This is a genomic window from Streptomyces sp. NBC_01460 (genome assembly GCF_036227405.1).
In the GTDB taxonomy this organism is placed as follows: domain Bacteria; phylum Actinomycetota; class Actinomycetes; order Streptomycetales; family Streptomycetaceae; genus Streptomyces.
In genome coordinates, this window is the sequence record NZ_CP109473.1 from 1,912,924 (window position 1) to 1,927,107 (window position 14,184).

General features: G+C 71.8%; 16 protein-coding genes. 9 read left to right on the forward strand and 7 right to left on the reverse strand.

Annotated features, from left to right (window positions below; genetic code table 11):
* Positions 1 to 31 precede the first annotated feature (31 nt).
* Positions 32 to 2,077 (reverse strand): beta-galactosidase, encoded by a 2,046-nt coding sequence (locus tag OG488_RS08545; protein WP_329227419.1) that lies wholly within the window; start codon positions 2,075 to 2,077, stop codon positions 32 to 34.
* Between the two features lie 190 nt (positions 2,078 to 2,267).
* Here OG488_RS08545 and OG488_RS08550 point away from each other — a divergent pair, with 190 nt between their 5' ends.
* From OG488_RS08550 to OG488_RS08565, 4 genes are read left to right on the forward strand one after another with little or no spacing between them, the layout of a single operon-like run.
* Positions 2,268 to 3,581, forward strand: a complete 1,314-nt coding sequence (locus OG488_RS08550) for an extracellular solute-binding protein (RefSeq protein WP_329227421.1) — start codon at positions 2,268 to 2,270, stop codon at positions 3,579 to 3,581.
* On the forward strand, positions 3,578 to 4,504 hold the full coding sequence (locus OG488_RS08555; RefSeq protein ID WP_329227422.1) for a carbohydrate ABC transporter permease: 927 nt from the start codon (positions 3,578 to 3,580) through the stop codon (positions 4,502 to 4,504). Before OG488_RS08550 ends, OG488_RS08555 begins: the two co-directional genes overlap by 4 nt.
* Complete coding sequence (locus OG488_RS08560; RefSeq protein ID WP_329227423.1) at positions 4,501 to 5,358, forward strand: carbohydrate ABC transporter permease; 858 nt, start codon at positions 4,501 to 4,503, stop codon at positions 5,356 to 5,358. The genes OG488_RS08555 and OG488_RS08560 overlap by 4 nt, the downstream gene beginning before the upstream one ends.
* A gap of 42 nt (positions 5,359 to 5,400) precedes the next feature.
* Positions 5,401 to 6,435: a LacI family DNA-binding transcriptional regulator gene (locus tag OG488_RS08565; RefSeq protein ID WP_329227425.1), complete on the forward strand. Its 1,035-nt coding sequence runs from the start codon at positions 5,401 to 5,403 to the stop codon at positions 6,433 to 6,435.
* Positions 6,436 to 6,530: 95 nt separating this feature from the next.
* Here the strand turns inward: OG488_RS08565 and OG488_RS08570 are convergent, their stop codons facing one another.
* Complete coding sequence (locus OG488_RS08570; protein ID WP_406466270.1) at positions 6,531 to 6,992, reverse strand: GNAT family N-acetyltransferase; 462 nt, start codon at positions 6,990 to 6,992, stop codon at positions 6,531 to 6,533.
* Between the two features lie 147 nt (positions 6,993 to 7,139).
* A complete protein-coding gene (locus OG488_RS08575) occupies positions 7,140 to 8,210 on the reverse strand; it encodes an alkene reductase (protein WP_329227427.1) in 1,071 nt (356 codons plus the stop codon).
* 147 nt (positions 8,211 to 8,357) lie between these two features.
* Here OG488_RS08575 and OG488_RS08580 point away from each other — a divergent pair, with 147 nt between their 5' ends.
* Positions 8,358 to 8,861 carry a MarR family winged helix-turn-helix transcriptional regulator gene (locus OG488_RS08580; protein WP_329227428.1) on the forward strand — a complete coding sequence of 168 codons (504 nt, stop codon included), beginning with the start codon at positions 8,358 to 8,360 and terminating at the stop codon, positions 8,859 to 8,861.
* A 1-nt stretch (position 8,862) separates the two neighbouring features.
* Here OG488_RS08580 and OG488_RS08585 read toward each other — a convergent pair whose 3' ends face one another.
* The 3 genes from OG488_RS08585 to OG488_RS08595 form a co-directional block, all read right to left on the reverse strand.
* Positions 8,863 to 9,924: an aminotransferase class V-fold PLP-dependent enzyme gene (locus OG488_RS08585; protein WP_329227429.1), complete on the reverse strand. Its 1,062-nt coding sequence runs from the start codon at positions 9,922 to 9,924 to the stop codon at positions 8,863 to 8,865.
* A gap of 90 nt (positions 9,925 to 10,014) precedes the next feature.
* Positions 10,015 to 10,728, reverse strand: coding sequence for a DsbA family oxidoreductase (locus OG488_RS08590; RefSeq protein WP_329227431.1), 714 nt, complete (start codon positions 10,726 to 10,728; stop codon positions 10,015 to 10,017).
* Positions 10,729 to 11,050: 322 nt separating this feature from the next.
* On the reverse strand, positions 11,051 to 11,812 hold the full coding sequence (locus tag OG488_RS08595; protein WP_329227432.1) for a GNAT family N-acetyltransferase: 762 nt from the start codon (positions 11,810 to 11,812) through the stop codon (positions 11,051 to 11,053).
* A 116-nt stretch (positions 11,813 to 11,928) separates the two neighbouring features.
* Between OG488_RS08595 and OG488_RS08600 the strand changes: the two genes are divergently transcribed.
* The 3 genes from OG488_RS08600 (at position 11,929) to OG488_RS08610 (ending at position 13,634) form a co-directional block, all read left to right on the forward strand.
* The gene (locus OG488_RS08600) at positions 11,929 to 12,423 is read left to right on the forward strand and encodes a DinB family protein (RefSeq protein WP_329227433.1); all 495 of its coding nucleotides are present in this window, start codon (positions 11,929 to 11,931) and stop codon (positions 12,421 to 12,423) included.
* Positions 12,424 to 12,475: 52 nt separating this feature from the next.
* Positions 12,476 to 13,099: a GyrI-like domain-containing protein gene (locus tag OG488_RS08605; RefSeq protein ID WP_329227434.1), complete on the forward strand. Its 624-nt coding sequence runs from the start codon at positions 12,476 to 12,478 to the stop codon at positions 13,097 to 13,099.
* 181 nt (positions 13,100 to 13,280) lie between these two features.
* Positions 13,281 to 13,634: a hypothetical protein gene (locus OG488_RS08610; protein ID WP_329227436.1), complete on the forward strand. Its 354-nt coding sequence runs from the start codon at positions 13,281 to 13,283 to the stop codon at positions 13,632 to 13,634.
* A gap of 34 nt (positions 13,635 to 13,668) precedes the next feature.
* Here the strand turns inward: OG488_RS08610 and OG488_RS08615 are convergent, their stop codons facing one another.
* The gene (locus OG488_RS08615; protein WP_329227438.1) at positions 13,669 to 13,836 is read right to left on the reverse strand and encodes a hypothetical protein; all 168 of its coding nucleotides are present in this window, start codon (positions 13,834 to 13,836) and stop codon (positions 13,669 to 13,671) included.
* 58 nt (positions 13,837 to 13,894) lie between these two features.
* Here OG488_RS08615 and OG488_RS08620 point away from each other — a divergent pair, with 58 nt between their 5' ends.
* Positions 13,895 to 14,134, forward strand: a complete 240-nt coding sequence (locus OG488_RS08620; protein ID WP_329227439.1) for a DUF397 domain-containing protein — start codon at positions 13,895 to 13,897, stop codon at positions 14,132 to 14,134.
* The last annotated feature ends 50 nt before the right edge of the window (positions 14,135 to 14,184 follow it).

The following is a 14,184-nucleotide window of genomic DNA, read 5'->3' on the forward strand; positions in this document are numbered from 1 at the left end:
CGACTGTGGTGCGGGGGAACGTGCGGGTGCCTCAGCCGTCGAGCCGTACGACGCGGACCGCGCCCGCCGGAACGGCGAGCTTGTCCACGGCGGGCTCGCCGGTGAGGAGTTCGGTTCCGGGGGCGTCCAGCGCCACCACGGCCTCCGCGTCGGTGTGGTTGACGACGAAGAGGTAGCTTCCGGTGTCGCCGCTGCGGCGTACGACCTCGACGTCGTACGGGAGATCCGTGCGGGGTGCGATGCCCGCGTCGGCGGCGGCGCGGTCCAGGACGGCGTCCAGGCCGGCTCCGGAGAGCCGGGTGGAGAGGTACCAGGCGGTGCCCTCACCGAGCCGGTAGCGGGTGACGGCGGGCCGGCCGGCGGGGATGCCCTCGGCGTACGCCCAGACGGTCTCCGCGCCGCGCGGGATCACCACGTCCGACCAGAGGTCGCCGGTGAGCTCCGGCCCCTCGGGGGCGCCCTCGGGGGTGACCAGGCGTACGGTGCCGCCCTCGCCGAGCGGGGAGAACTCCTCGACCGTCAGGCCGAGCACGTCCCGGAGCGCGCCGGGGTAGGCCCCGGGGTGCACGGCGTCGTCGGCGTCGACGATGCCGGAGAAGTACGAGACGACGAGGGTGCCGCCGTTCTCGACGTACCGGCGCAGGTTGCGGCCGGTCTCCTCGCTCGCCAGGTAGAGGGCGGGGACCACGACCAGGGGGTAGGCCGAGAGGTCCGCTTCCGGGTGGGCGAAGTCCACGGTGAGGTGCCGGTCGTAGAGCGAGGCGTAGAAGGTGTCGGCGCGCTCGCGGGCGTCGTGCTCCTCGCTCGGGCGCCACTCCAGGCGCTGCGCCCACCAGGACTCCCAGTCCCAGACCATCGCCACGTCGGCGACGGTCCGGGTGGACCGGACGCCCTCCAGCAGCCCGAGGCCGGCGCCGAGCGCGCTCACCTCGCGCCAGATCCGGGAGTCGGTGCCCGCGTGCGGGACCATCGCCGAGTGGAACTTCTCGGCGCCGCGCCGGGACTGCCGCCACTGGAAGAACATCGCGCCCTCGGAGCCGCGGGCGACGTGGGCGAGGCTGTTGCGGGCCATCTCGCCGGGGCGCTTGGCGGGGTTGCGCGGCTGCCAGTTGACGCCGCTGGTGGAGTGTTCCAGCAGCAGCCAGGGCCCGCCGCCCGCGACCGAGCGGGTCAGGTCGGCGGCCATGGCGAGGTTGACGTGGGTGCGGCGGCCGTCGGTGATCAGGTAGTGGTCGTTGGTGACGAGGTCGACCTCGCGGCCCCAGGCCCAGTAGTCGACGGACTCGCACTGACTGAGGGCGGTCATGAAGTTCGTGGTGACCGGGATACCGGGGGCCAGGCGGTGCAGGATGTCGCGTTCGGCGGTGAAGTTCTCCCGCATGGTGGCGTCGGCGAAGCGGGCGTAGTCCAGCTGCTGGGCCGGGTTGCCGACGGTCGGGGTGGTGCGGGGCGGGTCGATGTCGTCGAGGCTGCGGTAGCGCTGGCCCCAGAAGGCGGTGCCCCAGGCCGCGTTGACCCCTTCGGCCGAGCCGTGCCGGGCGGTGAGCCAGCGGCGGAAGTGCGCGCCGCAGGTGTCGCAGTAGCAGGCGCTGACCGGGACGCCGTACTCGTTGTGGACGTGCCACATCGCGAGGGCCGGGTGGTTCCCGTAGCGGCGGGCGAGCTGCTCGGTGATGTTCGCCGCCGCCGCGCGGTAGGGGGCCGAGCTGTGGCAGATGGCGCCGCGTGACCCGAAGGCGAAGCGGACCCCGTCCCTGCTGAGGGGCAGGGCCTCGGGGTGGGCGCGGTAGAACCAGGCGGGCGGGGCGACCGTGGGGGTGCCGAGGTCGGCCCGGATGCCGTTGACGTGCAGCAGGTCCATGAGGCGGTCGAGCCAGCCGAAGTCGTAGGTGCCCGGCTCGGGTTCCAGCAGCGCCCAGGAGAAGATCCCGACACTGACCATGGTCACGCCGGCCTCCCGCATCAGGCGTACGTCCTCGTGCCAGACCTCTTCGGGCCACTGCTCGGGGTTGTAGTCGCCGCCGAAGGCCAGCTTGTGCAGGCCGACCGGGTACGGAGCGGATTCTGAGTGCGGCATGGACAGCTCCTGGCTCTTCGGGACAACTTCTGGGAACGTGCACACACACTCTCGGCGGCGCAGGGCCAACATAACCGCACAGCAACAACCATTGACAAGTGTCGGATTGGTTTCTCTACTGTGAACGCTCACAGCGCCTCTTCTCGGCCACCTCGCCGATGCGCTCGCCGGTCTCGTCAGGGGAGAAACCATGAAATACCGCACCGTCGCGGTGACCACCGCCGCCGCTCTCGCCGCCACCGCCCTGCTCTCCGGGTGCGGATCGGACGACGGCGGCGACGAGCCGGCCGCCTCCGGGCCCGCGTCGCTCACCTACTGGGCCTGGGCGCCCGGCCTGGACAAGGTCGCGGACATCTGGAACAAGGGGCCGGGCAAGGAGGCCGGCATCACCGTCACGGTCAAGAAGCAGGCGTCGGGCGACGACCTGGTCACCAAGATCATCACAGCGGCGAAGGCCCACAAGGCCCCCGACCTGGTCCAGGCCGAGTACCAGGCGCTCCCCACCCTCGTCTCCAACGACGTCCTCGCCGACATATCCGAGGAGGCGGGAGACGCGAAGGGCGACTTCGCCGAGGGGATCTGGCAGCAGGCCACGCTCGGTTCGGACGCCCTGTACGCGCTGCCGCAGGACTCCGGCCCGCTGATGTTCTACTACCGCGAGGACCTGTTCAAGCAGTACGGACTGACCGTGCCCACCACCTGGGACGAGTTCGCCGAGACTGCTCGTGCGCTGAAGAAGAAGGCGCCCGACAAGGACCTCACCACCTTCTCCTCGAACGACTCGGGCCTCTTCGCCGGTCTCGCCCAGCAGGCGGGCGCGCAGTGGTGGACCACGGGCGGCGACAAGTGGAAGGTCGCCATCGACGACCCGGCCACACAGAAGGTCGCCGACTTCTGGGGCGGCCTGGTGAAGGAGGGCGCCATCGACAACCAGCCGATGTACACCCCCGCCTGGAACAAGGCGCTCAACACCGGCAAGCAGGTCGCCTGGGTCAGCGCCGTCTGGGCCCCCGGGACCCTGACCACCGCCGCGCCCGACACCAAGGGCAAGTGGGCGATGGCCCCGCTCCCCCAGTGGACCGCGGGTGAGAACGTCACCGGCAGCTGGGGCGGCTCCTCCACGGCCGTCACCAACGACTCCAGGAACAAGAAGGCGGCCGCCACCTTCGCGAAGTGGCTGAACACGGATCCGGCGGCCCTCGCCGCGCTGGTGAAGGAGAGCGGCATCTACCCCGCCGCGACCGCCGCCCAGACCGGTGGCGCGCTCGCGAAGGCCCCGGACTACTTCTCCAACCAGCCCGCCTTCTACACCGAGGCCGCCAAGATCGCCCAGGGCACCGCGCCCGCCGCCTGGGGGCCGAATGTCAACGTCGCGTACAGCGCCTTCAAGGACAACTTCGCCGCGGCCGCCAAGACCAAGTCGGACTTCGGCGCCGCGCTGACGGCGATGCAGGACGCCACCGTCGCGGACCTGAAGAAGCAGGGCTTCGGAGTCTCCGAGTGACACGCGCACCCCGCGGGAAGGCGTACGGGGTCAGGAGCGCCCCGTACGTCTTCCTGGTCCCCGCCACCCTCCTGTTCCTGCTCTTCTTCGCCCTCCCCATCGGCTACGCCGTGTACCTCAGCTTCCGCAGGACCGAGGTACGGGGGCTCGGCCTCGGCAAGGGCGCCCGGGACGAGATCTGGGCCGGCCTGTCCAACTACACCGACGCGATCTCCGACTCGGAGCTGCTCCACGGGGCGCTGCGCATCCTCGGCTACGGCGCGATCGTCGTCCCGGTGATGCTCGGCCTCGCCCTCCTCTTCGCCCTGCTCCTGGACACCGACGGGCTCCGGCTGCGCGGCTTCACCCGGCTGGCGATCTTCCTGCCCTACGCGATCCCCGGCGTCATCGCCGCGCTGATGTGGGGCTTCCTGTACCTGCCGGACGTCAGCCCCTTCCTGTACGTGCTCGACGCGACGGGACTGCCGCAGCCCGATCTGCTGGACGGCGGGCCGCTGTACCTGTCGCTGGCGAACATCGCGGTGTGGGGCGGCACCGGCTTCAACATGATCGTGATCTACACGTCGCTGCGGGCCATCCCGGCCGAGATCTTCGAGGCCGCGCGCCTCGACGGCTGCTCGCAGTTCCAGATCGCGCTGCGGATCAAGATCCCGATGGTGGCGCCGTCGCTGATCCTGACCTTCTTCTTCTCGATCATCGCGACGCTCCAGGTCTTCAGCGAGCCCACCACCCTCAAGCCGCTGACGAACTCCCTCTCCACCACCTGGAGTCCGCTGATGAAGGTCTACCAGGACGCCTTCGTCAACAACGACATCCACGCGGCCGCCGCCCAGGCGGTCATCATCGCCCTGGCCACCCTCGCCCTGTCCTTCGGCTTCCTCAAGGCGGCCAACTCCCGTACGAAGCAGGGAGACTCCCGATGAGCACCCAGCCCCCCGCCGCCGGCCGCCGGCGCCTCCCGCTCGTCCCGACCGCCGCGCTGCTGCTCGGCGCCCTGTACTGCCTGCTGCCCGTCGCCTGGGTCCTGGTGGCCTCGACGAAGTCCGGCAGCGAGCTGTTCTCCACCTTCACCTTCCTGCCGGGCTCCGGGTTCGCCGACAACGTCGCCGAGCTCACGGAGTACCGCGAGGGGGTGTACTGGACGTGGATGGCCAACTCGGCCTTCTACGCGGGGGTGGGCGCCCTGCTGTCGACCGCGGTGTCGGCGGTCTCGGGGTACGCGCTGGCCGTGTACCGCTTCCGGGGCAAGGAGACGGTCTTCAACATCCTGCTCGCCGGGGTGCTGATGCCCCCGGTGATCCTCGCCGTGCCGCAGTACCTGCTGCTCGCCGAGGCGGACATGACCGACTCGTACCTCTCGGTGCTGCTGCCCCTGATCCTCTCCCCGTACGGCGTCTACCTCGCCCGGATCTACGCGGCGGCCGCCGTGCCGGCCGATGTGATCGAGGCCGGGCGGATGGACGGCGGCGGTGAGTGGCGGATCTTCCGGACGATCGCGCTGCCGATGATGCTGCCGGGGCTGGTGACGGTCTTCCTGTTCCAGTTCGTCGCGGTCTGGAACAACTTCCTGCTCCCCTACATCATGCTCGGCGACGACGAGAAGTTCCCGGTGACCCTGGGGCTCTACACGCTGCTCCAGCAGGGGGCGACCACCCCGGCGCTCTACACGCTGGTCATCACCGGCGCGCTGCTGGCGATCATCCCGCTGATCGCCCTGTTCCTCGTGATCCAGCGGTTCTGGAGCCTCGACCTGCTCTCCGGCGCCGTAAAGTCCTGACTGCTCCTCAACAGGGCACCTCTTCATGAAAGATCGAGCACCATGAGCCGCACAGAACAGAACGGCGCGGGACGCCGCAGGCCGCCGACGATCCACGACGTCGCCCGGGAGGCCGGGGTCTCCCGGGGCACGGTCTCGCGGGTGCTCAACGGCGGTCACAACGTCAGCGCGGCCGCCCTCGACGCGGTTCAGTCCGCCATCCGGCGGACCGGGTACACCGTGAACCGGCACGCCCGGTCGCTGATCACCGGGCGCTCCGACTCGGTGGCGTTCCTGCTGACCGAGCCGCAGGAGCGCTTCTTCGAGGACCCGAACTTCAACGTGCTGCTCCGCGGCTGCACCACCGCGCTCGCCGCGCACGACATCCCGTTGCTGCTGATGATCGCGGGCACGGAGGCGGAGCGCCGCCGCAACATGCGCTACATCGCCGGGCACGTGGACGGGGTGCTGCTGGTCTCCAGCCACTCCGGCGACCCCGTCGCCGCCCAGCTGCACGAGGCCGGCGTCCCCCTGGTGGCCTGCGGGAAGCCGCTCGGGCAGGGGTCGCGGGTCAGCTACGTCGCGGCGGACGACCGCAACGGGGCCCGGGACATGGTGCGCTTCCTGCACGGGTCGGGGCGCCGCAGGATCGCCACGGTCACCGGGCCGCTGGACACCCCGGGCGGTGTGGACCGGCTGGCGGGCTACCGCGAGACGCTCACCGAGTGCGGGCTGCCCGTCGACGAGTCCCTGATCGTGCCGGGCGACTACAGCCGGGCCGGGGGTGAGGCCGCGGCCGCGCTGCTGCTGGAGCGGGCACCCGATGTGGACGCGGTCTTCGTCGCGTCGGACCTGATGGCGCAGGGGGTGCTGAGCACGCTGGAGCGGGCGGGGCGCCGGGTGCCGCAGGACATCGCGGTCGGCGGGTTCGACGACTCCCCCGCGGCGCTCGCGGCGCGTCCCGAGCTGACGACGGTCCGCCAGCCGTGGGACCGGATCAGCGCCGAGATGGTGCGGGTGCTGCTCGCCCAGATCGGCGGGGAGGACCCGGCCGCGGTCATCCTCCCCACGAAGCTGGTGCGCCGCGAGTCGGCGTAGGGCCCGGGCTCAGCGGTCCGTGCGGGGCCGGGCGACACGGCCGGGGCTCGGCCGACCCGGGGGCCCCTGCGGGGGCGGGTTCCGGACGGCCGGTCTCAGCCGACCCGGCGGGCCAGCACCTGTCCGGGCCAGGTCCCGGACAGGAAGCGGTCCGTGGGGGCGAAGCCGTTGCGCTCGTAGAACGCGACCAGTTCGCCCCCGCCGCCCGCCCAGCAGTCGACGCGCAGCAGATCCACTCCGGCCCGCCGGGTCTCCTCCGCGGCGTGGGCCAGCAGAGCCGCGCCGATGCCCCGGCCGGCGCGCGTCCGGTCGGAGACCAGCAGGCGTACGTACCGCTCGGGTTCCCCGGCCGCCTCGATCGGCATCTGCGGGCTGGGTCCGTGGTCGAGGACCATCGCCCCGACGGGCACGCCCTCCAGCTCCGCGACGTACGGCGTGTTCTCGGTGGTGTAGCGCTCCACCCGCGCGACGCCGCCGGACGTCCGCGAATACGGGACCGTGCCCCACTGCTCGGTGTTGCCGCGGGCGTTCATCCAGGCCACCGCGGAGTCGAGCATGTCCAGGATGGCCGGGGCGTCGGCCGGACCGCCGGGCCTGATCCGTACGCCGTGCGTCGTCTCGTCGTTCACCGCGGCAGTGTGCCACGGAGGGCCGACCGGCCCGGCAGGGCGGGGCCGCCGGTGACGGAGGCCCCGCCGGTCCCGTCAGACGGTGTCGAGCGCCGGATAGTCGGTGTAGCCCTTCGCGTCGCCGCCGAAGAAGGTCGACGGGTCCGGGGTGTTGTAGGGCCCGCCGGCCTTCAGCCGGGCCGGCAGGTCCGGGTTGGCGAGGAACAGGGCGCCGTAGGCGATGATGTCGGCGATCCCGTCATCGATGACGGTGTGGTGCTCGGGGCCGGTCGGCCCCTCGGAGAACACGTTGATGACGAGGGTTCCGGTGAACCTCTTGCGCAGCGCGAGGGTCAGGTCACGGGTGCCGGCCTGCTCCAGTATGTGCAGGTAGGCCAGCCCGAGCGGTTCGAGCTCCGTGACGAGCGCGGTGTAGACGGCGTCCGGCTCGGGCTCCTCGATGCCGTTGTAGGGGTTTCCGGGGGAGATGCGCAGCGCGGTCCTCTCGGATCCGATCTCGGCGACGACCGCCTTGACCACCTCGACCGCGAAGCGGATGCGGGCCTCGTCGGAGCCGCCCCAATCATCGGTGCGCAGGTTGGTGTTGGGGGCCAGGAACTGCTGGATCAGGTAGCCGTTGGCACCGTGCAGTTCGACGCCGTCGAACCCGGCCTCGATCGCGTTGCGGGAGGCGGTGGCGAAGTCACGGACGGTCTCGCGGATCTCCGCGTCCGTCAGCTCGTGCGGCTCCACGAAGTCCTTCGGCCCCACGTGGGTGTAGACCTGGCCGGGCGCGGCGACCGGAGAGGGTGCCACCGGGGTCAGTCCGTCCGGCAGCAGGACGGGGTGGCCGATCCGGCCCGCGTGCATGATCTGGGCGAAGATCCGGCCGCCCGCCGCGTGGACGGCGTCGGTGACCTTGCGCCAGGAGGTGACCTGCTCGGCGCTGTGGAGGCCCGGGGTGGACGGGTACCCCTGGCCCACCACGGACGGCTGGATGCCCTCGGTGATGATCAGTCCGGCCGAGGCGCGCTGGGTGTAGTACTCGACGACGAGGTCGGTGGCCGTGCCTCCTTCACCGGCCCGGCTGCGGGTCATCGGCGCGAGGGCGATGCGGTTGGAGAGCTGTGTGCCGGCGAGGTCGATGGGGTCGAACACGGTGGTCATGAAAGCCTCCGAGGTATTTACATGGTCGGCCAAGTAATTGGGTGCCCGGTCACTGTAACCTATTGATTGGCCGACCAAGGTAAAGTTCACGAGCACGTCATGAACCCCGGATCCTGCCGGGCCGCACCACCGCCCCGAGGAGTCCCGATGAAGGACGACAGCACCGACCCCGCCCACTCCGCCTGCGCCGGCGGCCTGCCGAGCGCGGCCCTCGGCGGGCCCGTCAGCCACGCCGTCTCACGGGTCGCCAGGCTGCACAGGATCACGGCGGGCCGGATGCTCAAGAGGCTCGGCCTCTACCCGGGGCAGGAGTTCCTGATGATGCACCTGTGGGAGACCGGGGCCGTCCGCCAGGCCGAGCTGATCAAGGCCATGGACCTCGACCCGTCCACCGTCACCAAGATGCTCCAGCGCCTCGAACAGGCCGGGCACGTGCGCCGCCGCCCCGACCCGGACGACGGACGGGCCGTCCTGGTCGAGGCGACCGACGAGAGCTGCGCCCTGCACGACGAGGTGCGCAGCGCCTGGTCCGGCCTGGAGGAGTACACCCTCGCGGGGCTCGGCCCGGCCGATCGCGCGGAGCTGACCCGACTGCTCGCCATGGTGGAGGAGAACCTCTGCCATGAGGACGGGGACTGCCGCACGCCGTAGCTCAGCCGGACAGCACGTCCAGGGCGCGGTCCACGTCCGCCTCGGTGTTGTACAGGTGGAAGGCGGCCCGCAGGTTCCCCGCCCGGGCGGAGACCATCACCCCGCCCGCGGCCAGATCGGGCTCCCGGCCGCCCAGTCCCGGCACGGCGACGATGGCGGAGGTTCCGGGCACGGCCTCGTGCCCGATCGACGCCAGGCCCTTCCGGAAGCGGGCGGCGAGCCCGGTGGCATGGGCGTACACGGGGTCCACTCCCACCTCGGCCAGCAGCTCCAGGGACTGCTCGGCCCCGTGGTAGGCGAGGAACGCCACCGGCTCGTCGAAGCGCCGGGCGTCGACGGCGAGCTTCTCGACCGGCCCGTACGTGCTGTTCCAGCGGTCCTCGGCCGCGACCCAGCCCGCGTAGAGCGCCGGCAGGGTCTCCTGCGCCTCCTCCGTCACGGTCAGGAACGACGCGCCCCGGGGGCACATCAGGAACTTGTACCCGCCGGTGACCGTGTAGTCGTACGCCCCGGCGTCCAGCGGGAGCCATCCGGCCGACTGGCTGGCGTCGAACATCGTGCGGGCCCCGTGCGCCGCCGCGGCGGCGCGGACCGCGTCCGCGTCGGCGACCCGGCCGTCGGCCGACTGCACGGCCGAGAAGGCGACGAGCGCGGTCCCGGGCCGCACGGAGTCGGCCAGCTCGGCCAGCGGGACGTAGCGCATCCTGAGATCACCGCGGACGGCGAAGGGGCTGACGACGGAGCTGAACTCCCCCGTGGGCGCCAGGACTTCGGCGCCCGGCGGGAGGGACGCCGCGACGATCCCCACATGGGCGGCGACGGAACCCCCCACGGACACCCGGGCCGGTGCGACTCCCGCGATCCGGGCGAAGCCCGCGCGGGCGGCGTCCACCGAGTCGAAGCTGCCCACGCCGCCCCGGATGCCCACGGCGCTGTCGCCGGCCAGCTTCTGGACGGCCTCGATCGCGCGACGGGGCAGCAGCCCGCACGTCGAGGTGTTGAGGTAGGTGGATTCCGATGCGAATTCGGTGGCCCTGACCTGGTCGATCGCAGAATTCTCCATGCGGGCCAGCCTGACGGCCGCTCAACTCCACGTCAATCACGCGAATCCGAGCGGCACGCCCAAGACATCCTTATAGAGGCCGGTCCCGTCCTACCGGGGCACTTCGCAGGACCCGTCGGTGTCGCAGGCGGCGGCATCCCCGCCGACCTGGGTGAGCCCGGTGACCTCGCGGTCCTTCCACGCCTGCTCCAAGGCCTGCGCGAAGACCTCCGCGGGCTGACCGCCGGAGATGCCGTAGCGCCGGTCGAGCACGAAGAACGGCACGGCGTTGGCGCCCAGCTCGGCGGCCTCGCGCTCGTCGCCCCGCACGTCGTCGGCGTACGCCTCGGGATCGGCCAGCACCGCGCGCGCCTCGTCGGCGTCGAGCCCCGCCTCGACGGCCAGGTCGGCCAGCACCGCGTCGTCGAAGACCGAACGCTCCTCGGCGAAGTTCGCCCGGTAGACGCGGGTCAGCAGCTCGTCCTGGCGCCCGCGGGCCTTGGCGAGGTGGAGCAGCCGGTGGATGTCGAAGGTGTTGCCGTGATCGCGCCCCTCGGTGCGGTAGCCGAGCCCCTCGGCCTGCGCGTTCGCGGCGACGTTCGCCTCCATGCCCCGGGCCTCCTCGGGGGTGCGCCCGTACTTCTGCGCCAGCATGTCGACGACCTGCTCGGTGTCACCCTTGGCACGGCCGGGGTCGAGCTCGAAGGAGCGGTGGACGACCTCGACCTCGTCACGGTGGGCGAATCCGGCGAGCCCCTTCTCGAAGCGGGCCTTTCCGACATAGCACCACGGGCAGGCGATGTCGCTCCATATCTCGACGCGCATGACTCTTCTACTCTCCAGCTCTGCAGTACCGGTGCGGAGGGGGCCTCCGCCGCCGGTTCAACGCGGTGCCCGACCAGGTGATTCCCGGTGGTCCCCCGGCCCGCGTCACACGTGGGCGCGCGGGCGGGCAGGGGCGGATCCGGTCACGGCCGCCACTCTGCTGATGTTCCTTCGGCGCTCTCGTCGCGAACGGCTTCCACACAGGGCTCCGGGCGAGCCTGGTGATCAGCGCGGTCCTGCTGACCGTGACCACGCTGGCGACGGCCCGTCCGGGGAGAGGTACTCCCACCGCGTGAGGGCGTCGGGCCGTGGGGCCCCGGACTCACCGGGCCGGGAGGTGTGCCGCTCCGAAGCGGTGCTTGGCCATGCCGAGGCGTTCGTACGTGGCTATGGCCGGTGCGTTGGTGGTGAGCACCATGAGCGCGGCGCGGCCGTGGCGGTGGACGAGGGCGTCCAGGACGAAGCCGGACACGGCCCGGGCGAGCCCGCGGCCGCGGGCGGAGGGGTGGGTGACCACCCCTCCCATGAACCCGCACCCGGCCGCGGACCACGCGTCCGCCGCGACCGCCGGCGGCTCCGCCCCGGTACTGCCGTCCACCTCACCGACGACCCCGGCCCAGCGGCCCACGCCCGCGCGGCCCGGCTGCGCGTAGGAGTCGGGGAAGAAACGGTCGAAGAGCGGCCTCGCCTCCGTCTCCTCGCGGGCGTCCAGCCACCGCACGCCGTCAGGGGCGGCACCGGGAGGGGACGTGGTCTCCATCCAGAAGAACTCGTGGACCGGCACGAGACCGGGGACCTGCCGCACGAGCGCACCGATCAACGCTGCCTCCCCCAGGAGCCGGTAGGACGCGCCGACCTCCTCCAGGACCCGTCGCACCAGTACGACCGCGTCGGCACTGTCACCGTGGACCGCGAGCCGGTCCTGCTGCCGGCTCGGGCCGGCCACCGCCACCGCCGCGCCGTGGCGCCAGGCCCGTACCTCAGGCCCCAGGCTCTCACCCCCCTGCCCCTGGGCGGTCCAGATCAGCTGCCCGTGGCCGGCCGCGGTCCGCTCGATGTCACTGAGCCGTGCGAGTTCCTCCATGCGACGTGCTTACCAGGTGTTCCTGGCGCCCCGCCGCGAAGATCCCGCTCCGGTCCGTCGGTGACCCGGAGCCGTACAGGTCGGATTCCGACCTGATGGATCCCTACGCTCTCCCCATGACACCGGAGAACGAAGGCATCCTGCGGGCCCTGCGCGAGGCGCGGAAGCTCCTCCTCATCACCGTGCAGGGCGCCACCGACGCCCAGCTCACCGAGCGGTCCACGGTGAGCGAGCTGACCCTGGGCGGCATCCTGAACCACCTCACGCAGGGCGAGCGGGTCTGGACGCACATCCTCACCGACACCACCGGCAGCGTCCCGGACGGCATGTGGGACATGGGCCAGTACAAGGCGCCGGAGGGCGTCACGCTCACGGCGCTGCGGGCCGCGTACGAGGAGGCCGCCCGCGCCACCGACGCCACCGTCGCGACGGCGGACCTCGACGCGGAGGTCCCGCTCCCCGAGGCCCCCTGGGAGCCCGGCGTGGTGCACCGCCGGCCCGGACGCAGGATCCTGCTGCACCTCCTCCAGGAGACGGCCCAGCACACCGGGCACGCGGACATCGTCCGGGAGGCGATCGACGGCGCGAACAGCACGGCGCTGCGAGGCTAGGCCTCCGGTCCCGCAGCAGGCCGCCGGCCGCCACCCCGAAGGAGTACGGGCCATGCCCCCCTACGACGTCAAACGCGAACTCAGGCAGTGCTACGCGCCGAGGAACACCGGCTGGGAACTGGTCGACGTACCCGCCCAGCAGTTCATCGCCGTGGACGGCCGGGGCGACCCCAACACGAGCGACGCCTACGCACGCGCCGTCGAGGCGCTCTACTCCGTCGCCTACACCCTCAAGTTCACCGGCCGACGCACCGGTGACCCGGACTTCGTCGTCGGACCGCTCGAAGGGCTGTGGTGGTCCGACCGCATGGAGGTCTTCACCTCCCGCGACAAGGACGCATGGCAGTGGCGCATGCTCATCAGCCGGCCCGACTGGATCACGGAAGCCCTCGTCGACGAAGCCAAGGAGACCGCGCTGGCGAAGAAGGGCCTCCCCGCGATCGCCGACATCCGCCACGAGACCCTGCACGAGGGACCCAGTGCCCAGCTCCTGCACGTCGGGCCCTACGACGACGAGGGCCCCGTGCTCGCCGCGCTCCACGACGAGTACCTCGCCGCCAACGGCCTGCGGATGACCGGGCTCCACCACGAGGTCTACCTCAGCGATCCGCGCCGGACCGAGCCGGCGAGACTCCGGACCGTCCTCCGGCAGCCGGTGCGGAGCGCGGTCCGATGAGGACGGACCGGCGCCACGCGGCGTACGCGGTGTGCTGCTCGTCCCCGCACCGGCACAGGTGCCTGCTGGTCACGAGGCCGACAGCTGCCCGCAAACCGCGTGACTCTGCGATCGCCCTGCCGGTATCGTCCGGCCTCCGGGTCCGCCGTGCCGGGCGGCCCACCATCGGAGAGCGACGCACATGACCGGCCGACAAGAGACGACGACCCTGTGGCGCCCCACCGGCCCCGTGGAACTGGATCTGCTCCGGGAGCTGGACTGGCGCGCCTGGCCTCCCCGCCTGCCGGAGCAGCCGATCTTCTACCCGGTCCTCAACGAGGACTACGCGGTGAGGATCGCCCGCGACTGGAACGTGAAGCACGACGGCGCCGGCTTCGTCACCCGCTTCGAGGTCGAGTCGCAGTTCGTGAGCCGGTATCCCGTCCAGCAGGCCGGTGGGCGGACCATCCTCGAACTCTGGGTCCCGGCCGAGGAACTGGACGACTTCAACGCCCACATCGTCGGCAGGATCCAGGTGGTCCACGAGTTCCGCTGAGGCGGGAAGGTTCCCCGAAGGGGCGCCCTCCGCCTCAGCCCTGCTCCCCGCCCCCGCGCTCCGGGGCGATCTCGGCCCACAGGGTCTTCCCGGACGGCGGGAACGGGCACACGCCCCAGTCCCTGGCGAACGCGTCCACGAAGGCCATCCCGAAGCGGCCCGCCCGCCACCTGGAGGTGCAGAGCACGACCCGTCTGGTCACCGACGCATTCGCGGTCAGGCCCTCACCTGGCACTGACCGAGGAGTTGCCGGGAGAGCGATGAGCACCCACCTCAGTGCGGCCGCCGAACTCAATTGGTCCACGGGCAGTCACAGCGCCGGCGACGGCGGCGAATGCGTCGAGGTCGCCACCACGGTCAGTGCCGTCCTCGTCCGCGACTCGAAGGACCTCAGCCGCCCCCACCTGGCCGTCACCCCCGCCCGATGGGCGCACCTCGTGCGGTACGCCGCCGGGACCTTACGCCCGCCCGCGTCGCAGGGCGCCCGTGATCACGTGTAGGCACCGTCACGCGTTTCTGGCCGAACCGTCAGGATCGGAGGGGCCCGTTC

Excerpts from the sequence above, each read along its gene's own strand:
- OG488_RS08580 (WP_329227428.1), top strand. The coding sequence starts at position 8,358 with ATGAAGGACGACAGCACCGACCCCGCCCACTCCGCCTGCGCCGGCGGC.
- OG488_RS08565 (WP_329227425.1), top strand. The coding sequence starts at position 5,401 with ATGAGCCGCACAGAACAGAACGGCGCGGGACGCCGCAGGCCGCCGACG.
- OG488_RS08545 (WP_329227419.1), bottom strand. The coding sequence starts at position 2,077 with ATGCCGCACTCAGAATCCGCTCCGTACCCGGTCGGCCTGCACAAGCTG.
- OG488_RS08620 (WP_329227439.1), top strand. The coding sequence starts at position 13,895 with ATGAGCACCCACCTCAGTGCGGCCGCCGAACTCAATTGGTCCACGGGC.
- OG488_RS08550 (WP_329227421.1), top strand. The coding sequence starts at position 2,268 with ATGAAATACCGCACCGTCGCGGTGACCACCGCCGCCGCTCTCGCCGCC.
- OG488_RS08575 (WP_329227427.1), bottom strand. The coding sequence starts at position 8,210 with ATGACCACCGTGTTCGACCCCATCGACCTCGCCGGCACACAGCTCTCC.
- OG488_RS08585 (WP_329227429.1), bottom strand. The coding sequence starts at position 9,924 with ATGGAGAATTCTGCGATCGACCAGGTCAGGGCCACCGAATTCGCATCG.
- OG488_RS08590 (WP_329227431.1), bottom strand. The coding sequence starts at position 10,728 with ATGCGCGTCGAGATATGGAGCGACATCGCCTGCCCGTGGTGCTATGTC.
- OG488_RS08570 (WP_406466270.1), bottom strand. The coding sequence starts at position 6,992 with ATGCTCGACTCCGCGGTGGCCTGGATGAACGCCCGCGGCAACACCGAG.
- OG488_RS08610 (WP_329227436.1), top strand. The coding sequence starts at position 13,281 with ATGACCGGCCGACAAGAGACGACGACCCTGTGGCGCCCCACCGGCCCC.
- OG488_RS08600 (WP_329227433.1), top strand. The coding sequence starts at position 11,929 with ATGACACCGGAGAACGAAGGCATCCTGCGGGCCCTGCGCGAGGCGCGG.
- OG488_RS08560 (WP_329227423.1), top strand. The coding sequence starts at position 4,501 with ATGAGCACCCAGCCCCCCGCCGCCGGCCGCCGGCGCCTCCCGCTCGTC.
- OG488_RS08605 (WP_329227434.1), top strand. The coding sequence starts at position 12,476 with ATGCCCCCCTACGACGTCAAACGCGAACTCAGGCAGTGCTACGCGCCG.
- OG488_RS08595 (WP_329227432.1), bottom strand. The coding sequence starts at position 11,812 with ATGGAGGAACTCGCACGGCTCAGTGACATCGAGCGGACCGCGGCCGGC.